We start from the raw sequence: 19,742 nt of genomic DNA on the forward strand, positions 1-19,742 counted from the left end.
AGTTACGCGCTAGTTTCGACCTCGTCTCAGTCTTCCGCTTCGTCGGTATCGTCGTTCGTCTCCGATTCGTTCTCGCTTCCATCGTCCGTTTCCGACTCGGCATCACTGTCACTGTCCGTCCCCGGGTCGAACTCGACCTCCGTCGCCGTGGCGTCGTAGATGTCGTCCCAGTCCTTGTCCTCGTCCATCAGGAAGACTTCGACGGTCAGCGACCCTTCGCCGAACTCTTCGAGTCCGGCCGGTCGAACGTCGATATGGAACGTGCCGTTCTCCTCCATCCGGACCTCACCCGTCCGCTCGACGATCTTTCGGTTGTCCGGTCCCTCGTTGATCTTGACGAAGAAGTACGGCTCGCCGATCACGTCGCCGTGCTCGGGCGGGTCGACGTTCTCCATGCTCGTGTTGGCGACGACCTCGAGGTTGAAGTTCGAGTAGCCGTCGCCGTCCTCGGCGGGCTCCGTATCGACGACCGAGACGTCTTCGATCCGGTCCTCGCGCTTGTTCTCCAGCGGCCGGTTCGGTTCTTCCGGCGGCCGCCACTCCGCGGTCGCCGTATCGTCTTCGTCGGCGGGATCCGTTACGTCCGTCCCGGTTTGGTCGTTATCTTGGGTGTTTTGGTCGTTATCTTGAGCGTTACCGTTCTCGGACGCGATGTCCGTCCCGTTATCGGCGTCCGTCTCGTTCGGCGATTCGTCGGTCGTCACCCCGTCGAGGGCGGCACACCCCGACAGGGCCACGAGCAGTGCAATCGCGACGACAGCGAGCGTTCGGAATTGCATCAGTGACCGGTCGTACCGAGGGACGACCCATTATTACAGCCCTGATAAGCGGCGCTTCCCGAATCGGTGGTAATACGGGTCCTACGCGGCCGTATCGGATACTTTCGAAAGTTTGAGCGCAGCGGAACGGTCTTTATGCACTTCCCAACCGACACGAGCGCGGTGTTCGACGGAACTTCTGGCTGTTCGTACCCAAGGCGGACCGACCACTCACGCCAACGGGGTCCGCTCGAGATCTACGCGGACCTTTTTCTCGTCGGGTTCACTCCGTTCACCCTCCTCCAAAAAATCTCGACCAAAAACACCGGAAGAACTCCGTTCTTCCGAGCCCTCGTTCACTTCGTTCACGAGGAAGACCGCTCGTTCGCTCCGCTCACTCGCGGTACTTACGCCAGCGGCGTCCGCTCGACCACTTGCCCGTCGTAGGTCGGATACTGCTCGACGATTTCACCGTCCTCGAGGTCGCCCTCTTCGATCATCTCCTCTAAGAGCCACCAGGCGACCTCGACGTGGTTCGTCTTGACGGTGTAGAACTCTTCGGGGACGCCGAGGGCCTCGAACTCCTCGGGATCCGCACGGGTCTTGCCGTAGACGAGCGTGCCGTCGTCGGTGATGTCGTCGAACTCGCGGCGGATGTTCCGCGCCATGCGCTTGAGACGGCGGCGGTGCTGGGCCGCGTCCTTGAACACGGACGTACAGAAGTAGACCTTCTCGTGGTCGCCCATCACCTCGAGGATCTCCTCGCGGGAGCCCTCGACGGCGCTCATGTGGTCTTCTTTGAGTTCGAAGCCCTGCTCCTGCATCCGGCGGTAGTTCCCGTCGCTCATCTCGAACTCGTTGACGTTGCAGAACTCCGCTGCGCCCTCGTCCAAGAACTCGAGGAACTCCTCTTCGGCGCGGATGCCGGGAATCTCGAACGCGGGGGTCAGCCCCTCCTCGCGAGCGATGTGAAGGATTTCCTCCCACTCGGTGCCGTGGAGGTCGCCCCACTGTTCGTAGGGCGGATGGAAGCGAATCTCGTCGAGGCCGGCCTCGGAGAGCCGTCGCATGTTCTCGCGACCGCCCGTGATACCCGTATAGAGGTGGGTGTGGTGGTCCTCGCCGAACTCGTCTTTCAGGAGTTCGAGGTAGTGGCAGGTCCGATCGAGGGCCTCTTGGGGTTCGCCGCCGGTGATCGACGTTCCCAGCGCGTCCATCCGCTTTGCCTCCGTGATGACGTCCTCGTCGGACTCGACGAGTCGCTCGTTGGCGTAGACGTCGGTGACGTTCTTGCGGTTCTCGCCGAGCGGGCAGTAGAAGCAGTCGCGCTGGTCGCAGTAACCGTAGACGAACAGCACCATCTTGCCGCCTTTCGCGCACTGCTCACAGCCCTTCGAGATCATTCGAGGGAACGTACTGGCCCGACTCACAAAAGCCGTGCGAAACGCGGTTCTCGGGTGGGCCCCGTCACCGTGGGCCGCTGTCGCGCGGCGACGTCACGCGAACACCGCGGTCGCGACCGCCGGATGGCGGCCCGTCGGTGCGGACCCGAACTGCGTCTCGCGTCGCCTCTCGGTGCCCAGTATGCTATTATACGATTAGCCCGAACGATGGGCCATCAATGGCAGCCGGGATCCACGTCCTGTGTGTCGACGACGACCCGGACGTCCGTTCGGTAACTGCCGCCACACTCGAGCGAGCCCGATCGGAGTTCGTCGTCTCGACGGCGACCTCCGGACGGGACGGACTGTCGCGATTGGACGGGACCGAGAGCGAGCCGGAGCGCCCCGCCATCGACTGTATCGTCAGCGACTACGAGATGCCCGGAATGGACGGCCTCGAGTTCCTCGCGGCGGTTCGCGAGCGCGACCCGGAGATGCCGTTTCTCCTGTTCACCGGAACGGGATCCGAAGCGATCGCCAGCGAGGCGATTTCGGCCGGCGTCACCGACTACCTCCGGAAGGGGACGGGGACCGATCGGTACGCCGTCCTCGCGAACCGCATCGAGAACGCCGTCGAGAAACGCCGCGCGGAGCGGGCCAAACGCGAGAGCGAACGCGAACTCGAGCGGTATCGGACGCTCGTCGAAACGGTCGACGACCCCATGTACGTCCTGGACGCGGAGGGGAACTGCACGATCGTCAACGAGGCCTTCTGCGAACTGCTCGGCGTCGATCGGGACCGCATCGTCGGTGAATCGATTTCTGAGTTCATCTCCAGGGAGGCGCTCGAGCGCGGCGCCAAGACGGTGTATCACCTCCACGGGAGCGACCGGACGTCCGATCGCTTCGAATTCACCATCGGAACCGAGGACGGCACGGAGCGCGTCGGCGAGGCGAACGTGACCGCCCTCACGGACGGCGACGGTCGGTTCACCGGCTCTACGGCCGTCGTTCGAGACATCACCGCGCGGAAGCGTCGGGAACGCGAACTCGCCCGGTACGAGCGGATCGTCGATCTCGCGCCGATCGCGCTGTTCGTCCTCGACGCGAACGCGACGATCACCTGGTGTAACGACGAGTTCGCCGACGCGTTCACCGAGGAGATCGACGCCCTGATCGGAACGCCGTTTCCGGAGCTCATCGAGCGGGGCTACTACGACGAGCGGGTGATCGGTAAGTACACCGACGAGGTCAGAGCGCTCCTCTCTTCGTCGGTCGACCGCACTCGAGCCAAGTACCAGGTCCGATTCCGGTCGAACGACGACGAGAAGCGGATCCACGACGTCCACACCGAGCTCCTCCCGCTCGAGGACGGAGAGTTCGTCGGCACGATACACGCGATCCGCGACATCACCCGACGACGGCGCTCCCAGCGGGAACTCGAGCGTCAGAACGATCGCTTGGAGGAGTTCGCGAGCGTCGTCAGCCACGACCTGCGCAATCCGTTGAACGTGGCGCGGGGCACGCTCGACCTCCACGCCGAGGACTGTCCGCAGTCGGGGGAGTCGATCGATCGAATCCGCTGGTCGCTCCAGCGGATGGACGACCTGATCGACCGGCTCCTGTCGCTGGCCCGCCACGGACGAACGATCGGCGAGCAGACCCCGGTCTCGCTCTCGAGCAGCGTCCACAGAGCCTGGAACGCCGTCGATACCGCGAACGCCACCCTCGAGTGCGCCGTCGAGACTACGATCGTCGCCGACGAGGGCCGTCTGCAAGCGCTGCTCGAGAACTTGTTTCGGAACGCTGTCGAACACGGTTCGACAGGCTCTCCTTCGCACGCTCAGGAGGACGCCGTGGAGCACGGCTCCACGAGCCCTGACTCGCACGCTCGTCAGGACACCGGAAGACGCGGAGCGTCTTCCGAGCCCTCGGTCGCTGACGCTCCCGCGGACAGCGTGGAACACGGATCTTCGGACGCCGACTCGAGGGCCCAACAGGAGCGATCCGGCGTCACCGTTACCGTCGGTCCCCTCGAGACCGACGCCGGCGACGATCGACCGGTACGGGGGTTCTACGTCGCCGACGACGGACCGGGGTTCGACTCGGAGCCCGACGACCTGTTCGAGTTCGGTTACACGACCGCCGAGGACGGCACCGGGTTCGGGCTGGCGATCGTCGAGGGAATCGCCGAGGCCCACGGTTGGACCGTGACCGCGCGAAACGGCGACGACGGCGGCGCGCGCGTCGAGATCAGCGGCGTCGACGTTCGCGACGATCGGTCGGGGCCGACGTAACGCCGCGCTCGCAGAGGCCGATTCGCGCTCGGCGCCGTCGATCGGCGAGCGGCCCGTCTCGCGGACGTCCGGGGAATTCTGTCGTCCCCAGAAGATGGAAATACCTCCCGGTCGAACGGTCGATAGATGCTGCTCGTCCTCTGTGTCGACCTCGACGACGATCTGGGTCGCAAGACCGGCTTTTCGACGCCGGTGATCGGCCGCGACCCCGTCGAGGAAGCGGCCGTTGCGCTGGCGACCGAAGACCCGGAGGACTCCGACGTCAACGTGATCTTCCAGGGGTTGCACGTCTACGACGACCTCGCCGATCGCGACGAGAGCGTCGAAGTCGCCGTCGTCACCGGCAACGACGAGGGCGACGTGAAGGCGAACCGCGAGGTCGGCGACGAGGTCGACACCGTCCTCGCGAGCCTCTCGACCGCGGAGGACGTCACCGCGCTCGTGGTCACCGACGGCGCGCAGGACGAGTCCGTCATTCCGATCATCCGGTCGCGGGTGCCCATCGACGGCGTCCGTCGCGTCGTCGTTCGGCAGGCCCAGAACTTAGAGTCGATGTACTACACGATCAAGCAGGTGCTGAACGATCCGGAGACGCGAGGGACGGTGTTGATCCCGCTGGGGATCCTCCTGTTGATCTACCCGCTCGCCCTGGTCGGGACCGTCCTCGACATGCCCGGGTTCGTGCTGGGAACGACCTCGGCGCTGCTGGGACTGTATCTCATCTCCAGAGGACTCGGGCTGGGCGACCGCCTCGACGCCGCCGTCGAGCGCGCCCGCCGGTCGCTGTACGCCGGCCGGACGACCCTGCTCGCCTACGTCGTCGCCGCCGCCCTGTTCGCCCTCGGCGGCGTCAGCGGCCGGAACGAACTCGAGGCCGTCCGTGAGGCGACGCCCGGCGAGGTCGGCGTGCCCGTGATGCTCTCCGCGCTCGTCTACGGGTCGATCCAGTGGATCGCCGCCGCGGGGGTCACCACCAGCCTCGGCCAGATCACCGACGAGTACATCGCCGGCTCCCTCGAGTGGCGCTACCTCAACGCGCCGTTTTACGTGCTCTCGATCGCCGTCGTCCTCTACGCGGTGAGCGCGTTCTTCCTCGACGAGGTCGGGATCAGCTTCCTCGCGACGGCGCTGACCGTCGGCACGCTGCTCGGCATCGCGAGCACCCTCGCCTTCGCCGTCATCGAGTCGCGGTACGCGGATGACGATGCCGACGAGGCGAGCGGCACGCGTTCGGCAGAGCGCGCCTGACGCCCGATATCGGCCGATTCAGATCCAGCGAGTCGACGATCCGCCCCAAGCTTTACTTTGCCGTTCGGTTTCTCTGCAGTATGGAGATCGACGCAGCGGTCGTCGAGGAGGAGAGCGGTTCGTTCGACATCGAAACCGTCGAACTCGAGTCGCCACAGGCGGGAGAGGTGCTGGTCCGGGTCGTCGGGGCCGGCGTCTGTCATACCGATATGATCGTCCGCGACCAGCTGTATCCAACGCCCTTACCCGCGGTCTTAGGCCACGAGGGGTCGGGCGTGGTCGAAGCGGTCGGTGACGGCGTGAGCCGCGTCGAACCCGGCGATCACGTGGTGTTGAGCTTCGACTACGACGACGACTGTCACAGCTGTCGGGACGGCCACCCGGCCTACTGCGAGTCGTTCTTCGAACACAACTTCGGTGGGCAGCGCCCCGAGGACGGCACCTCCCCGCTCTCACGGGACGGCGAACGACTCAGCGGACGGTTCTTCGGCCAATCGTCGTTCGCGACCCACGCCATCGCGACCGAGCGGAACGTGGTTCCCGTCGACACCGGCGGTGACGTCCCGCTGGAACTGCTCGGGCCGCTCGGCTGTGGGATCCAGACCGGCGCGGGCGCCGTCATCAATTCGTTGGACCCCCAGGCCGGATCGTCGATCGCGATCTTCGGTGCCGGATCCGTCGGCCTCTCGGCGGTTATGGCCGCCGATCTCAAGGGGTGTACGGAGGTCATCACGATCGACCTGAAGGAGAACCGACTCGAGACCGCCGCCGAATTCGGGGCGACCGAGACGGTCAACCCTGAAGCGGTCGACGACGTGATTGCGGCCGTCGACGAGTACACCGGTGGCGGTGTCGACTACGCGCTGGAGACGACCGGCGTCGCGGACGTGGCCGAACAGGCCGTCCAGACGCTCACCCAGCGAGGAACGCTGGGAATCGTCGGCGCGCCGCCGCTGGGAACCGAAGCGAGCTACGACGTCAACGACCTCCTCCTCAACGGGCGTTCGATCACGGGCATCGTCGAGGGCGACTCGAATCCCCAGGAGTTCATTCCGGACCTCGTCGATCTCTACCGGCGCGGGAAGTTCCCGTTCGACGAACTCGTCACCTACTACGACTTCGACGAGATCGAACAGGCCGTCGAGGACTCCGAGAACGGGGAGACGATCAAGCCCGTGTTGCAGATCAGCGAGCCCTGAACGCTCCCACCCCATCGTTTCGTCTCGAGTCCGGTCTCGACTCGCCGCCCCGTTAGCGCTCGCGTTCGACGACGAACTCCGCCAGTTCGACGAGGTAGTCTCGCGCCGTCGGGTCGGCGATCTCGATCCGGTCGAGGGCCTCGATCGCGCGATCCGATTCGGTTCGAGCGCGGGCGTTGGCCTCGTCGGGCGTGAGGTCGGTCACTTGCACCACCGACGGCCGTTCCAGGGCGGCGTCGTGGCCGGTCGGCTTGCCGAGTTCGTCGGCGTCGGCGATCGCGTCGAGGACGTCGTCGCGGATCTGGAAGGCGATCCCGACCCGTTCGGCGTACTCGCCGAGCGCCTCGACGGTGACCGCGTCCGAGCCGGCGGCGATCGCCCCGAGCTCCGCGGCGGCGCGAAAGAGTGCGCCGGTTTTCCGGCGCGCGAGGGTCATGTACTCGGCCTCGGTTTCGGGTTCGGCCGACAGCTCCGTCGCCTCGCCGATGCCGAGTTCGACCATGGCCTCGGCGACGACGCGCGTGGCGTCGGGATCCGACGAAAAGAGGGCGAACGCTTCGCCGAGCAAGCCGTCGCTCGAGACGATCGCCGGGCCGTAGCCGAATTCGGCCCAGGCGCTGGTCGTGCCCCGGCGCAGCTCCGACCGATCGATGATGTCGTCGACGACCAGCGAGGCCGCGTGGACGAGTTCGATTCCGACGCCGAAGTCGACGGCGTCCTCGGCCGTTCCGCCCACCGTCTCGCAGGCCAGCACCGTCACCATCGGCCGGACGCGCTTGCCTCCGGCGAGGGCCGTGTGTTCGACTTCCGCTCTGAGCGCGTCCGGCTCGAGGCCGTCGACTACCTCGACGAGCCGATCCTCGATCAGCGCCCGACGGCGCTCCAGCAATTCCATCACACGCGCTTAGGACGGGGGTGAAAAGTACGTGACGGTTCAGCGGTGTAGTAGTTAGACCGTTTACACGGGAAACGGGAGCGAATTCGCGACGTCAGTCCTGGAGCGGCCTCACTCGCCGTCGAACTGGCTGAACGTGAACCCGTTCTCGCCGTCCGACGGGACGGTACCGTCCTCGTCGGCGTCGGTGTCCGGCGTCGGTTCGGCGTCTCCATCGGTGCCGCTCGCGTCCGTGATCCCGCCGTTCGCTTCGGGCTCGAACCCGCCGGTACTCCCGGCGGGATCCTCGCTCGTGTCGGTCTCGACACCGCCGACATCATCGTCGTCGCCGTCGCCGTCGCCGCCGTCGACATCTACCTCGTCGAACGAGAGCGTCTCGCCGTCGGTGTCGTAGTCGTCGACGGAGACGGCCGCCACCTCGTCGGTCTCGAAGTGATCGAGCGTCTCGCTCAGGTACGCCGCCTGATCGGTGAGCGAACTCGCGCTCTCGGTGACTTCCGAGAGGGCGGAGGTCTGTTCCTCCGCGGCCGCGGCGACGCGCTGGGCCTCGGCGGCGGTCGTTTCGGAGATCTCGGTCGCCGACGAGACCATGGCGACGACCTCTTGGGTCGAGGCCGCCTGCTCTTCGGTCGCCGCGGAAATCTCCTGGACGCCCTCGTTGGTCCGGTCGGCGTAGTCGGCGATTTCGTCGAGCGCTTCGGCGGCGTTCTCGACGGAGTCGACGTGTTCGGCGATCCGATCGGCGGTCTGTTGGACCTCCGTCGCGGTCTCGGCCGTCTGTTCGTCGATCCGCTCGAGTCGCTGCTCGATGTCCTCGGCGGTCGATTTCGTGTCCGCGGCGAGCTCTTTGACCTGCGTCGCGACGGCGCCGAAACCGGAGCCCTCGCCGTCGCCGCCCCGCGAGGCCTCGATGTTCGCGTTCAACGCGAGCATGTTCGTCTCGCGGGCGACCTCGGTGATGAACTCGACCAGTTCGTCGACCTGCGCCATCTCCGCTTCGAGCTCTCGGATGGCCTCGACGGCCTCGGTCGACTCCGCTTCGATCTCGTGCATCCCGTCGATCGCCTCCTGGGCCGCCTCGCGGCCGAGGCGACCGGTTTCGGCCGTCTGCTCGGCGAAGTCGGCGACGTTGTTCGATGAGGCGGCGATCTCTTCGGTCGTCGTGGAGAGACCGCTCATCTCCCGGTTGACCGAGTGGAGGTTCTCGTTCTGTCGGTCGGTGCCGTCGGAAATCTCCTGTACCGACTCGGAGACCTGCTGGGAGGCCGAGCGGACCTCTTCGCTGGATGCGGTTACCTGTTCGCTGGCCGCCGCCACCTCGTTGGCGAAGGCTTTGACGTCGGCGGTCGTCTTTTCGAGGTCCGCGATCATCTCGTTGAACGCCTCGGCGATGTCCGTCATCGCCTGGCTCTCGCTTTCGGGATCGAGCCGGCGGGTCAGATCGCCGTCCGCACAGTCGTCCATCACGTCGCTGAACTCCTCGGCTTTCGCCTCGAGATGGCGGTTTATCGACTCGGTCTCGTCCCGGGCCGCTTCGGCCTCCTCGCGTGCGCTCTCGGCGGCTTCGATCTGGTCGCGCAGCGAGTTTCGCATGCTGTCGAAGCCGTCGTACAGCCGTCCGATCTCGTCGACGCGGTCCGTCTCGAGATCGACGTCGAGGTTGCCCCGTTCCATCTCGGTCGTGCGATCGCGCAATCTGGCCAGCGGGACGACGGTCTGCCGGCCGAGAACGACGCCGACGACGCCGAGCGCGACCAGGCTCGTCAACACCATCGCGATGACGTTCGTTTCGACGTCGGAGACGACGCCGTACGCCTGCTCGTTCGGAACGGTCGTGACGGCGACCCACTGCGTGTTCCCGACGGGAACGTACGCCCGCACCACGTCGTCGTCCTGAATGCGGGTGAGTCGGCCGCCCAGGGCGGCAGCCATCGCCTCGTCGTCGATCGATCCCTCGTCGATCGACGCGGAGTCGGCCTGGAAGACCGCCGAGCCGTCGCTATCGAGAATGGCCGTCGACGCCGACGTGTTCTCCTGGTGGAGTTGCTCGACCTGATACTCGAGCGTGCCGATGATGACGACGGCTCGATCTTCGCGTTCCGTCACCGGGCTGGCGAAGGCCATGACCTGGTCGTCGAGGGTCGGCGATTGGTACGCTTCCTGGGAATGCCAGACGGACTCCTCGAGCCCGAGCTCCTCCTCGAAGCCGTCGGCAGCCCACGGCTCCGTCAGGTTTTCGAACGACTCGCCGCGGTAGGCGGCGTTCGTACTCGTCACGATTTCATCGTTCTCGGTGTCGACGTAGTGAATCGCGCGCACGTCGACGTCCATCCGGGCTTGCTCTTCGACGAGCTGGCCCTGGACTTCCTGCGGATCGCCCGCCTGGAGGATCTGCGAATCGGAGGCGGTCCGCGTCTGGACCCGCATCGTTTCGACCCAGTTGCTGATCGCGTCGGCCTGCATCTCGGCGGTCGATTCGAGTTGCTCGTTCGAGTCCGCCCGAACGGTCTCGTCGATATCGACGTAGCTGACCGCCCCGACGGCCCCGATAACGAGCACGACCGCCAGAATCGACACCACGAACTTCACGAGGTACCGCCGCCTGACGAACGACGGCACCAGGGAGGAAAGCGACGCCATTACGAACTCACCCTGTCCAGTTCGGCGATGCCGCCATCCGCGCTTTCGTCGAACTCCCAGTACTGGAAGACGGCGTCGGTCACGTCGCCGTTCTCGTCGAAGCCGACCGAACTCGAGGCGCCCTGGTAGGTGACGGGATCACCTCGGGCCGCGAGTTCGATCCCGTCGGCGAGGGACTCCGGCGTGATTTCCTCGCCGTCGCCGGTGGCAACCGCCTGCATAGCGTTTCTAATGGCGGTCCCGTCGTTTTGTCCGGCGTAGGCGTTCGCGAGCAACAGGACGGCGCTCGCGTCGTAGGAGTGAGGCGTGAAGACGCCCGGTTCGGCGTCGTAGGCGTCCTCGAACAGTTCCGTGAACGTCTCGGTCCCCGGTCCGTCGACCAGCGGCGCGGTGCCGCGGATGCCGTCGAGCGAGTAGTCGACCTGGTCGTGGAGATCGCTGTCCTGCAGGCCGTCGGTGACGAGGATGTCTTCCGGAGCGTCGGCTCCGAGATCTCTGAGAACCTGTCCGCCCGTTTCCGGGTAGCCGATCACGACGAGCAGTTCGGGGTCGTTCTTCCTGACCCGCTCGATAGCCGCTTCGTAGGTGTCCTGCTCTTCCGTTAGCGGGACCTGCTCCGAGACCGTCCCGCCGTGATCGCTTCGGAACGAGCGCGCGAACGCCTGGCTCAACTGCCAGCCGTAGTCGTTGTTCGCGTAGAGTGTCGCGGCGCTGTCGTGGCCGAGATCGTTCGCCGCCCGGTCGGCGAGCACGACCGCCTGCAGCGAGTCGGAGACCGCGGTCCGGAAGACCAGCCCGGCGTCGTTGAGCGAGGTGATCGTCGGCGTGGTCGCGCCGGGCGAACAGCAGACGGTCCGGTACGGAATGAGGACCTGCTGTGTCGCCTGCAGCGTCACGTCCGAGGCTGCCGGGCCGTTGACCATCGGGTATCCTTCGTCGACCAGGGCGGCCGCACCCTGGACGCCCGCCGACGGCGACGTCTCGGTGTCGACGACTTCGTACTCGATGTCGAGCGAAATCTCGTCTTCGACTTGCCGAATCGGGAGCTCCGCGGCGTTTCGCATCGGCTTCCCGACGGTCTCGAGATCGCCGCTCACCGGTTGCATGATTCCGAGTCTGAGCGTTCGGTCGGTTCCGCCGACGTCGCTCCCGTCCTCGATGTCGTTCGAGTCGAGCCCGGGTACCGAACTGAGACAGCCGGCGAAGCCACCGAGACCGGCTCCACCGAGACCGGTCAGTAGTTTTCGACGATTCAAGTGAACGGACATACCTGCGTATTTCACTCATCACATATAACGATACTGTCTGTATTTCCATACTTACCAGAATGAACCACAATTCGGTTCGGTATAACGATGAATGGTTACTATTCTATCATACGAAGTCGCATTTGTTAGGGACTAACAACCAGTATTTGTGGGACTCAATTCTCGAGATCGATACGCTATCGCTAGAAAACTCACACGTCATGGTCGTAGCGAATTATTATCGCGGCCCAAATATAATCCATCTGAAATACGGACCCATTCGTTCGATGCGGGAACGTACCATCTCATCGATACGAAACACGGACCGCTGAACCGCGAGTAGCCACGCTTGCCCGTGAGGAACCGAAGCGAATTGAATTCGAACGAATTAGTCGTTCGGAACCGGCGGAAACGGATCTCCTCTCGAGCGTTCGCCTCCGACGTCCCGAGAAGAGCCGCACGCTCGCGTCGCGCGAGTCTCGCTTACTGGAACGCTTCGGTGAGCGCGGGCACGACGTCGAAGAGGTCGTCGACGATCGCGTAGTCGGCGATGTCCATGATCGGGGCGTTGGGGTCGGTGTTGATCGCGACGATGGTATCCGAGCCCTTCATCCCGGCGACGTGCTGGACGGCCCCGGAGATCCCGATCGCGATGTAGACGTCCGGCGTGACGACCTTCCCGGACTGGCCGACCTGCCGGTTCTTGGGCAGCCAGCCGTTGTCGACGATCGGCCGCGAGGACGAGACCGTCGCGCCGAGGGCGTCCGCGAGCTCCTCGATCAGGGGAGGTTGTCTTCCTCTTCGATCCCGCGGCCGACGCTCACGAGGACGTCCGCCTCGGTGATGTCGACGTCGCCGCCGGCGACCTCCTCGAAGCCGTTGACCGTCGAGCCGATGGCGTCCTCGTCGATGTCGGCGTCGAAGGCCTCGATCGCCGCGTCGCCGGTGCCCTCAGCTTGGGGCCACTCGGCGCTGCGGATCGTCGCGACCGCGTTCCCCTCGAGTTCGTTAGTCGTCTCGACCTTGCCACCGTACATTTCGCGGGTGGCGATCAGCGTCTCGCCGTCGGTCTCGAGGTCGATCGTATCGGTGACGATCGGCAGGTCGAGTTGGGTGGCGACGGCCGGCGCGTAGTCGAGGCCGTTGACGCTGTTGGGCGCGAGGACGTACTGCGGGGCGAGTTCGTCGTACAGTTGCGTAATCGCCTGCGCGTAGACGTCGTGGTTGAACTCCTCGCCGTAGTCGACGGTGTGGATGGCGTCGACGCCCTCGCGGTTGAGCTTCTCCGCGAACTCGTCGACGGTACCGCTGATGACCGCCAGATGGAGGTCGCCGCCGGTCTCGTCGGCCAGCTGGCGACCCGCGGTGATGATCTCGTAGCTGACGTCGCGCAGTTCGCCGCGGCGGTGGTCCGTCACTGCGAGGATATCCGTCATTGTGCCACCCCCTTGTCGCGAAGCAGTTCAGCGAGCTCTCCGGCCGTCTCCTCGGGGCTGCCCTCCCAGGTCGTCACGTCGCTCTCGCTTTCGGGCTCGTACATCTCCGTCAGCTCGAGGTCGGAGTCGACGGCGCTCTCGTCGACGCCGAGATCGGCCAGCGCCTTGACGTCGAGTTCCTTGCGCTGGGCCTGCCGGATCCCGCGCAGGCTGGCGTAGCGGGGCTCGTTGATCCCGGTCTGAATCGTCAGGACGGCGGGGAGCTCGATCTCGGTCAGCTCCTCGACCCCGCCCTCGAGTTCGCGTCGCACGGAGGCCGCGTCGTCGTCGAAGCCGTGCTCGAGGTGGTTGACGACGGCGCCCCACTGGTAGCCGAGACTCGGCGACGGAGACGCCCGTCGCGCCGAAGCTGTCGTCGCCGGCCTGGACGCCCGTCAGGACGAGATCGGGGTCTTCCTCCTCGACGACGGCGCTCAAGATCTCCGTCTTGGCGCCGACGTCCAGCAGGTCGACGTCCTCGAGCGAGTCGTCCCAGATGCGGACGGCGCGGTCGGCGCCTTTCGCCAGCGCCTGCCGGATGGTCTGTTCGCACTCCTCCGGACCGATCGTGACCGTCACGACTTCGTCGGCGACGCCCGCCTCCTGGAGCTGGACGGCCTCCTCGATGGCGTAGTCGTCCCACTCGTTCAAGTCGGCGCCCAGATACTGGTCGGCGATCCCAGTACCCTCGATTTCGAACTCGTCTTCGACGGTCGCGACTTCTTTGACCGTAACGAGGATTTTCATCATTTATCACTGCCACGCCCGTACCGTAAACCTTTTCGAAACGCGCTTTCTTATGGGACCAGTTCATTTAACAATCCATAATTGAATCTCTAAAATCGATTACAGACCATTTGGTAGCGAGGGGAAAAACTACCAACGTTGCTCATCGTGCCGCTATCGATCCGCAAGACGGAAACGGTTTAACGACGCCACTGGTAGTACGCGATATGGCAGACTGTCCACTTGCCGACGACTGCCCGAGCTTTTCCGAGCGGATCTCGGGAATGGGGTGTCAACACTACGGCGACCGCGGGGGCAAGGAATGGTGTAAGCACTACAGCCAGCCCATCGAGGATCTGAAGACCCAGCCCGTCAAGGCGGGCGAGGAAATCGTTATCGACGTCGTCGACATGCACGAGAGCGGCGCCGGCGTCGGGCGGACGGAAGACGGGTTTATCGTGCTAGTCGACGGCATTCTGCCGGAGGCCCGAGCCCGCGTTCAGGTGACCCAGGTCCACAGCAACCACGCCCGCGCCGAGGAGCTCGAACTCCTCCCGATGGATCCCGACGAGGACCCGGAGTCCGACGCCGACACGACGTCGGCCGACGACGAGGACGAGGGCGAAGGCAAGGGCGAGGATGAGGAGGCGGAGTCTGACGCCGACACGGACGGCGAGGACAAAGGCAAGCCGGCCCGCGAGCGGCTCGGCAGCCGAGAGAACTTCTGGGGCTCGTAGTCGACCCGTCGAGTGGACAGTCGTCGATCGGTCCGTTTTCGCGCAGTTTAGCACCCGTACCGCAATAAGACCGAAGTACCAGTTGCAACAACTGTTCGGTAATCGACGGGAGCCGGTTCGGGGAGCGGACGGCGGATACGGTGCTTCGCGGATAGAGCGCCGCGACCGTCGCGACGCAAGGGTTTTCCCGTCGCTTGTGCGACACAACGGCATGGAGCGGATTCCCCTGTCGAACTCGGCGTTCGAAGGCGACAACAACGCGTACCTCTTCGCGGACGGGTCGGAGGCGGCGCTGGTCGACACCGGCGACTGGACGGCGACGACGCGGGAGCAACTCGAGGCCGCCCTCGCCGAACGGGACCTCGCCTTCGCCGACGTCGATCGGGTCTTCCTCACCCACTGGCACGGCGACCACACCGGACTGGCGGGCGCGATTCAGGCCGAAGGCGGAGCCGAGGTCTACGTCCACGAGGCCGACGCGCCGCTCGTCGAGGGCGACGAGGACGCCTGGAACGCGATGTACGAACTCCAGGAGGAGTACTTCGAGCAGTGGGGGATGCCCGAGGAGAAGCGAGCCGTCCTCCGGGAGCGGATGGCCGACGCCGAGACGGGCGCCGCGTCGCCGACCGTCACGACGTTCGCCGACGGCGAGACGTTCCCCGTCCCCGGCGGCGAACTCGAGGTCGTCCACGCCTCCGGCCACGCCGCGGGGCTGTGCATGTTCGAGACGACCCTCGAGGGCCGGCGGGAGGTCGTCTCCGGCGACGCGCTGTTGCCCGTCTACACGCCCAACGTCGGCGGCGCGGACGTCCGCGTCGATCGGCCGCTCGAGCGCTACCTGCGGGCGCTGCGGGGGATCGTCGAGGCCGACTACGATCGCGCGTGGCCGGGCCACCGCGATCCGATCGACGAGCCCGCCGACCGGGCCCAGCACATCATCGACCACCACGCGGAACGCGCCTGGCGGGTCCTCGACGCGCTGGATCGCGAGGGACCCTGCGACACCTGGTCCGTGAGCGCGGCCCTGTTCGGCGACCTCGAGGACATCCACATCCTCCACGGTCCGGGCGAATCGTACGCGCACTTGGAGCACTTAGAGCGAGCCGGGACCGTCGTCCGGGAGGAGACCGAGTATCGCCTGGCCGACGGCGTCGCGGAAGTACTCGCCGCGAAGGACGAACGGCGCTGGCACCTCGAGTACTGACGGCGGCGCGACCCATCGGTCGCTATTTCCCGCGAGAACCAGTCGCTCACGCTCGAAGCGGGACGCGAAAGACGCGGCGAAAGAGTTCCCCCCTAGGGTGACCTCTCACTCCCCTCGCGGGAGCCGCGTGAGACACGGCGAGAGGCGATGTCAGAGGCACGGACTCGCCGTGGCGCAGCCGGTGCGCAGTATACACTCCGTCATACCGACTGTTATCTCTATTGGTTAGTTCCGATCGATCGACGTGTCGATTTCAATGGCGTTCTGATCGAACGGCGCCGTTCGCTCGAGCCCTCGGCGGTCCATCGAGGGCACTGGGACGCTGTTGACCGCGCCCTCGACGACCGTCCGCGGATCGACGCCGCGGACGTCCGCCTCGGTGGTCAGGACGATCCGATGAGCCAGCGCGGGGTGGACGACCGCGTGGACGTCCTCGGGCATATAACGTTCGGCCGAGTTCCCGCCGTCCGGTCGGCGACCGACGGGGACGGGACCGGGGAAGCTTTGACCCTGCCGTCGTCTTAGACAGGGATATGAGCGGACTCGAGCGGGAACGGGAGTGGAGGCGATCGCCGTGATCGACGAGATCGAGGAACTGCTCGAGGAGATCGGGTTCGACGCCGAGACGAGCGTGCTGACACACCGTCAGGCGCAGGTGCTCGCGCTCCGCGAACGCGGCGTCTCGCAGGCCGACATCGCCGACGCGCTGGGCACCTCGCGGGCGAACGTCTCCTCGATCGAGTCGAGCGCGCGCGAGAACTTGGCGAAGGCTCGCGAGACGGTGGCCTTCGCGGAGGCGCTGCGGGCGCCGGTTCGCGTCCGGGTGCCGGCGGGGACCGACCTCTACGACGTTCCGCAGTTGGTCTACGACGCCTGCGACGAGCAGGGCGTCAAGGTCGATCACACCGCGCCGGACCTGATGAAGGTCGTCAGCGATGCCGCGGGGTCGGCGGTGACCGGACGCGAGGTGTCGACGCCGCTGATCGTCGGCGTCACCTCCGAGGGGATGGTGCGGGTCCGCCACCAGGACCGCCGAGAGTGATCGCCGTTCGACGCCGCGTCGCGCGACTCCGAATTGCAGGCAGCGTCAGCAGTCCGAAGACCGAAAGGCGACGGCGGCATACGCGAGGGTGATGACGTTCGATCTGCCGGAGGCAGTAGCCGACTCGTGGCGACCGCTGGGAACGCGAACCGGCGAGACGAGCGCCATGCTCGCCTCGATCACCGCCGAGACGACGGTCTACGAGCGCGTCACGCCCGCGGCCGGCGTAGCTGCGCTCGAGGCGAGCGACATTCCGGCCCGCTCGGTGTTCGTCGTCGACGTGACCGTCTCCCCCTCGCCCGACGATCTCGGGCTGTCGACGACGTCCGTCTTCTCGAAGGCCGCTCCGAAGGCGAAAGACCAGTTCGTCGATACCCTCGAGTCCGAGGGACTGACCGTCGAGGGCACCCGGAACAGCCTCGAATTCGAGGCGTCAAACGGCAACGGGGGCTCGTGGTACGTCCTCGACGTGGGGTACCCCGTCGACGGGGAGACGGACGAGGAACCGGACCGGATCGACGCCGAGGCCCACGTCGCCGTCTGGCCGCTCGAATCGACGTTCGGGATGGCCGGCGGGGTGCTCCCGCTCGAGAACGGCGTTCGCACCGAGACCGCCGACTCGCCGTCGCCGAACGGCGGGTTGGATATCGATCCCGAGCGCGACCGGGAGACGATCGCACAACTGATCCGAACGGTCGACTTCGACGGCGACGCGTCGGACGCCTCCTAACGCTCGGAGACTCGCTGCACTGTCTGGATCGCCCGCTCGACCGAGTTCGATACCTTCCTGATATAGTGAATTTCAGCCTATCGGATGCTAAAATTGATTGATCGTCCAGTTGCACCTCGAGACGATGGACCTCTCCCCGGAGAAGTACACCCTCTCCAATTTTATCGAGGCGTGTAAGAATCCCGAATCGTTCAAACACGAACTCAAAAAGCGGTACGGCGACGTGCAGAAACACGTCTTCTATCGGGAGCACGGGCGTCCGACGAACGTCATGGACGCGGACTGGGACAATCTCATGTTGCTGGACGCCTGTCGGTTCGACTACCTCTCCGCCCACAATACGATCGACGGGGAGCTAGACGCCGCCGTCTCCGTCGCGTCGACGAGCAACGAATTCATGGAGAAGACGTTCGCCGGGGAGACGTTCCACGACACGGTCTACGTCTCCGCGAACGGGTTCTCCCACCACCTCGAGGAGGGCACCTTCCACGAGTTCGTCTCGACGTATCCCGAGTCCCAGCGGGACGTGCTCGACAGCGAACTCTATCGGAACTACCGCCCGGAGATCGTTCGCGAGCGGGCCCTCGAGACCTACGAACGCCATCCGGACAAACGGCTGCTCGTCCACTTCATGCAGCCCCACGGCCCGTACTTCGGGCCGAAAGCCGAGGCGTTGCGCGAGCGGCTCCGGACGAACCACGGGCTCGAGTTCTCCGCCTGGCAGTCCGACGCCGACGTCACCAGTCGCTCGGAGGGGATGGTGTATCTGATGGACGCCGCGGAGGCGGGCTACGTTTCTCCGGCCGAACTCCGGGAGGTGTACGTCGAAAACCTGAAGCTGGTCCTCGAGCACGTCGAACGCCTCGTCGACCAACTCGACGGAAAGACCGTCATCAGCTCCGATCACGGCGAACTGCTCGGCGAGACGTCGAACCTCTACTCTCGACTCACCGGCGACCGGTACGAACATCCGGGCTACGTCTGGACGCCGGAGCTCCGACTCGTTCCCTGGCTCGTCGTCCCCTGGGAGGACCGACGCGATATCGTCGCCGAAGAGCCGGTCGGACGAGGCGACGTCGACGACGAGGTCGTCGAGGACCACCTCCGGGCGCTCGGCTACCAGTCCTGACTGGCGCTGATGGGACGGGGAACGCATCACCGCACCGCTGGCCGCGCGAACCGGCGGACCGGAGACTGGTGCTTTTTATTAGCGCCGCCCCCACGTACCGCGTATGCAAACCCACATCGTCCCGGTCGGCTTCGACTACGACCGGCTGATCGCGCCGCTGGTGCGCGATCAGATCGACGTCGACAGCGTCATCCTCCTCGAGGGCGCCGTCGGGAGCGAGGCCAACGTCGAGTACTCCCGGCACCTCTCGGACAAACTCGAGACCGACTTCAAGAACCTGCTGGGGGCGACCACCGAGCGGTTCGTCCTCGAAGACGTCTACGACTACGACGCGGCCTTCGAGCAGGCCTACGACCTCATCACCGCCGAACTCGACGACGGCAACGAGGTCTGGGTCAACGTCGCCGCGATGCCCCGCACGGTGAGTTTCGCCTTCGCCAACGCCGCCCACTCGCTGATGGTCGAGCGCCAGGAGGACCGCGAGGGGATCCACACCTACTACACGGCCCCCGAGAAGTACCTCGAGACGGAACTGGCCGAGGAACTCCGCGAGCAGATCGAGCTGCTCGAGGATCTGGACGCCGGGGCGGGCGTGCAGGGAGAGGCTGACGACCCCCTCGACGGCGACCGGATCGACGACCGCCTCGAGAGCGCCCGCGACCTCCTCTCGGAGTTCGACGAGCGCGGGACGACGATCGGCGCCAAGGAGATCGACGGCCGCCACATCGTCGAACTGCCCGTCGCCTCCTTCTCGAACGTCAAACCCTTCGAGGAACTCATCCTGTTCAAACTCGGCGAGGACGGCGAGTTCGATTCGGTCTCCGAACTCGCGGAGTCGCTGGCCCGCGAACTGAACGAGGAGTACACCGACAGCTTCCGGTCGAAGGTCATCTACAACGTCGATCGGCTCGGCCCCGGCGGTAAGGGATACATCGAACGCGAGGAGCACGGGAAATCCTACCGGACGCGGCTCTCCCGGATCGGCGAGCTCTGGGTGCGAGCCCACTCCGACGACGAGTCGCGGTAACGGTAC

General features: G+C 65.6%; 15 protein-coding genes and 2 pseudogenes. 9 read left to right on the top strand and 8 right to left on the bottom strand.

The features are described from left to right. Window positions 1-26 precede the first annotated feature (26 nt). Window positions 27-779, bottom strand: a complete 753-nt coding sequence (locus tag HTZ84_RS19905) for a hypothetical protein (RefSeq protein WP_174682254.1) — start codon at window positions 777-779, stop codon at window positions 27-29. A 386-nt stretch (window positions 780-1,165) separates the two neighbouring features. After that, on the bottom strand, window positions 1,166-2,161 hold the full coding sequence (locus tag HTZ84_RS19910; protein ID WP_174682255.1) for a radical SAM protein: 996 nt from the start codon (window positions 2,159-2,161) through the stop codon (window positions 1,166-1,168). A 218-nt stretch (window positions 2,162-2,379) separates the two neighbouring features. On the opposite strand from HTZ84_RS19910, the gene HTZ84_RS19915 reads away from it, so the two are divergent. The 3 genes from HTZ84_RS19915 (at window position 2,380) to HTZ84_RS19925 (ending at window position 6,884) form a co-directional block, all read left to right on the top strand. Next, window positions 2,380-4,437, top strand: a complete 2,058-nt coding sequence (locus HTZ84_RS19915; RefSeq protein ID WP_174682256.1) for a PAS domain S-box protein — start codon at window positions 2,380-2,382, stop codon at window positions 4,435-4,437. Window positions 4,438-4,563: 126 nt separating this feature from the next. Then, window positions 4,564-5,685: a DUF373 family protein gene (locus HTZ84_RS19920; protein WP_174682257.1), complete on the top strand. Its 1,122-nt coding sequence runs from the start codon at window positions 4,564-4,566 to the stop codon at window positions 5,683-5,685. A gap of 80 nt (window positions 5,686-5,765) precedes the next feature. After that, the gene (locus tag HTZ84_RS19925) at window positions 5,766-6,884 is read left to right on the top strand and encodes an NAD(P)-dependent alcohol dehydrogenase (RefSeq protein WP_174682258.1); all 1,119 of its coding nucleotides are present in this window, start codon (window positions 5,766-5,768) and stop codon (window positions 6,882-6,884) included. Window positions 6,885-6,936: 52 nt separating this feature from the next. Here the strand turns inward: HTZ84_RS19925 and HTZ84_RS19930 are convergent, their stop codons facing one another. From HTZ84_RS19930 to HTZ84_RS19950, 5 genes and pseudogenes are all read right to left on the bottom strand, one after another. Continuing rightward, the gene (locus tag HTZ84_RS19930; RefSeq protein WP_174682259.1) at window positions 6,937-7,779 is read right to left on the bottom strand and encodes a polyprenyl synthetase family protein; all 843 of its coding nucleotides are present in this window, start codon (window positions 7,777-7,779) and stop codon (window positions 6,937-6,939) included. Window positions 7,780-7,890: 111 nt separating this feature from the next. Then, complete coding sequence (locus HTZ84_RS19935) at window positions 7,891-10,419, bottom strand: methyl-accepting chemotaxis protein (RefSeq protein WP_174682260.1); 2,529 nt, start codon at window positions 10,417-10,419, stop codon at window positions 7,891-7,893. Then, window positions 10,419-11,687 carry an ABC transporter substrate-binding protein gene (locus tag HTZ84_RS19940; protein ID WP_174682261.1) on the bottom strand — a complete coding sequence of 423 codons (1,269 nt, stop codon included), beginning with the start codon at window positions 11,685-11,687 and terminating at the stop codon, window positions 10,419-10,421. The genes HTZ84_RS19935 and HTZ84_RS19940 overlap by 1 nt, the downstream gene beginning before the upstream one ends. 462 nt (window positions 11,688-12,149) lie before the next feature. Next, window positions 12,150-13,102: pseudogene (locus tag HTZ84_RS19945) on the bottom strand (electron transfer flavoprotein subunit alpha/FixB family protein). Beyond that, a pseudogene (locus HTZ84_RS19950) lies at window positions 13,099-13,888 on the bottom strand (electron transfer flavoprotein subunit beta/FixA family protein). The pseudogenes HTZ84_RS19945 and HTZ84_RS19950 overlap by 4 nt, the downstream one beginning before the upstream one ends. A gap of 206 nt (window positions 13,889-14,094) precedes the next feature. Here HTZ84_RS19950 and HTZ84_RS19955 point away from each other — a divergent pair. Continuing rightward, entirely contained in the window at window positions 14,095-14,604 is a 510-nt protein-coding gene (locus tag HTZ84_RS19955) for a TRAM domain-containing protein (protein WP_174682262.1), read from the top strand. Between the two features lie 211 nt (window positions 14,605-14,815). Beyond that, window positions 14,816-15,808: an MBL fold metallo-hydrolase gene (locus tag HTZ84_RS19960; RefSeq protein WP_174682263.1), complete on the top strand. Its 993-nt coding sequence runs from the start codon at window positions 14,816-14,818 to the stop codon at window positions 15,806-15,808. A gap of 225 nt (window positions 15,809-16,033) precedes the next feature. Here HTZ84_RS19960 and HTZ84_RS19965 read toward each other — a convergent pair whose 3' ends face one another. Beyond that, window positions 16,034-16,249 carry a hypothetical protein gene (locus HTZ84_RS19965; RefSeq protein ID WP_254611788.1) on the bottom strand — a complete coding sequence of 72 codons (216 nt, stop codon included), beginning with the start codon at window positions 16,247-16,249 and terminating at the stop codon, window positions 16,034-16,036. 133 nt (window positions 16,250-16,382) lie between these two features. Between HTZ84_RS19965 and HTZ84_RS19970 the strand changes: the two genes are divergently transcribed. The 4 genes from HTZ84_RS19970 to HTZ84_RS19985 all read left to right on the top strand — a co-directional run bounded on the left by HTZ84_RS19970 (window position 16,383) and on the right by HTZ84_RS19985 (window position 19,736). Next, window positions 16,383-16,850 (top strand): Tfx family DNA-binding protein, encoded by a 468-nt coding sequence (locus HTZ84_RS19970; protein ID WP_174682264.1) that lies wholly within the window; start codon window positions 16,383-16,385, stop codon window positions 16,848-16,850. Window positions 16,851-16,941: 91 nt separating this feature from the next. Then, a complete protein-coding gene (locus tag HTZ84_RS19975; protein WP_174682265.1) occupies window positions 16,942-17,580 on the top strand; it encodes a hypothetical protein in 639 nt (212 codons plus the stop codon). Window positions 17,581-17,677: 97 nt separating this feature from the next. Further along, window positions 17,678-18,709 carry a sulfatase-like hydrolase/transferase gene (locus HTZ84_RS19980; RefSeq protein WP_254611789.1) on the top strand — a complete coding sequence of 344 codons (1,032 nt, stop codon included), beginning with the start codon at window positions 17,678-17,680 and terminating at the stop codon, window positions 18,707-18,709. 103 nt (window positions 18,710-18,812) lie between these two features. Beyond that, window positions 18,813-19,736, top strand: a complete 924-nt coding sequence (locus tag HTZ84_RS19985; RefSeq protein WP_174682266.1) for an HFX_2341 family transcriptional regulator — start codon at window positions 18,813-18,815, stop codon at window positions 19,734-19,736. Window positions 19,737-19,742: the final 6 nt, after the last annotated feature.

This window comes from Haloterrigena gelatinilytica, from assembly GCF_013342145.1.
Lineage (GTDB): Archaea > Halobacteriota > Halobacteria > Halobacteriales > Natrialbaceae > Haloterrigena > Haloterrigena gelatinilytica.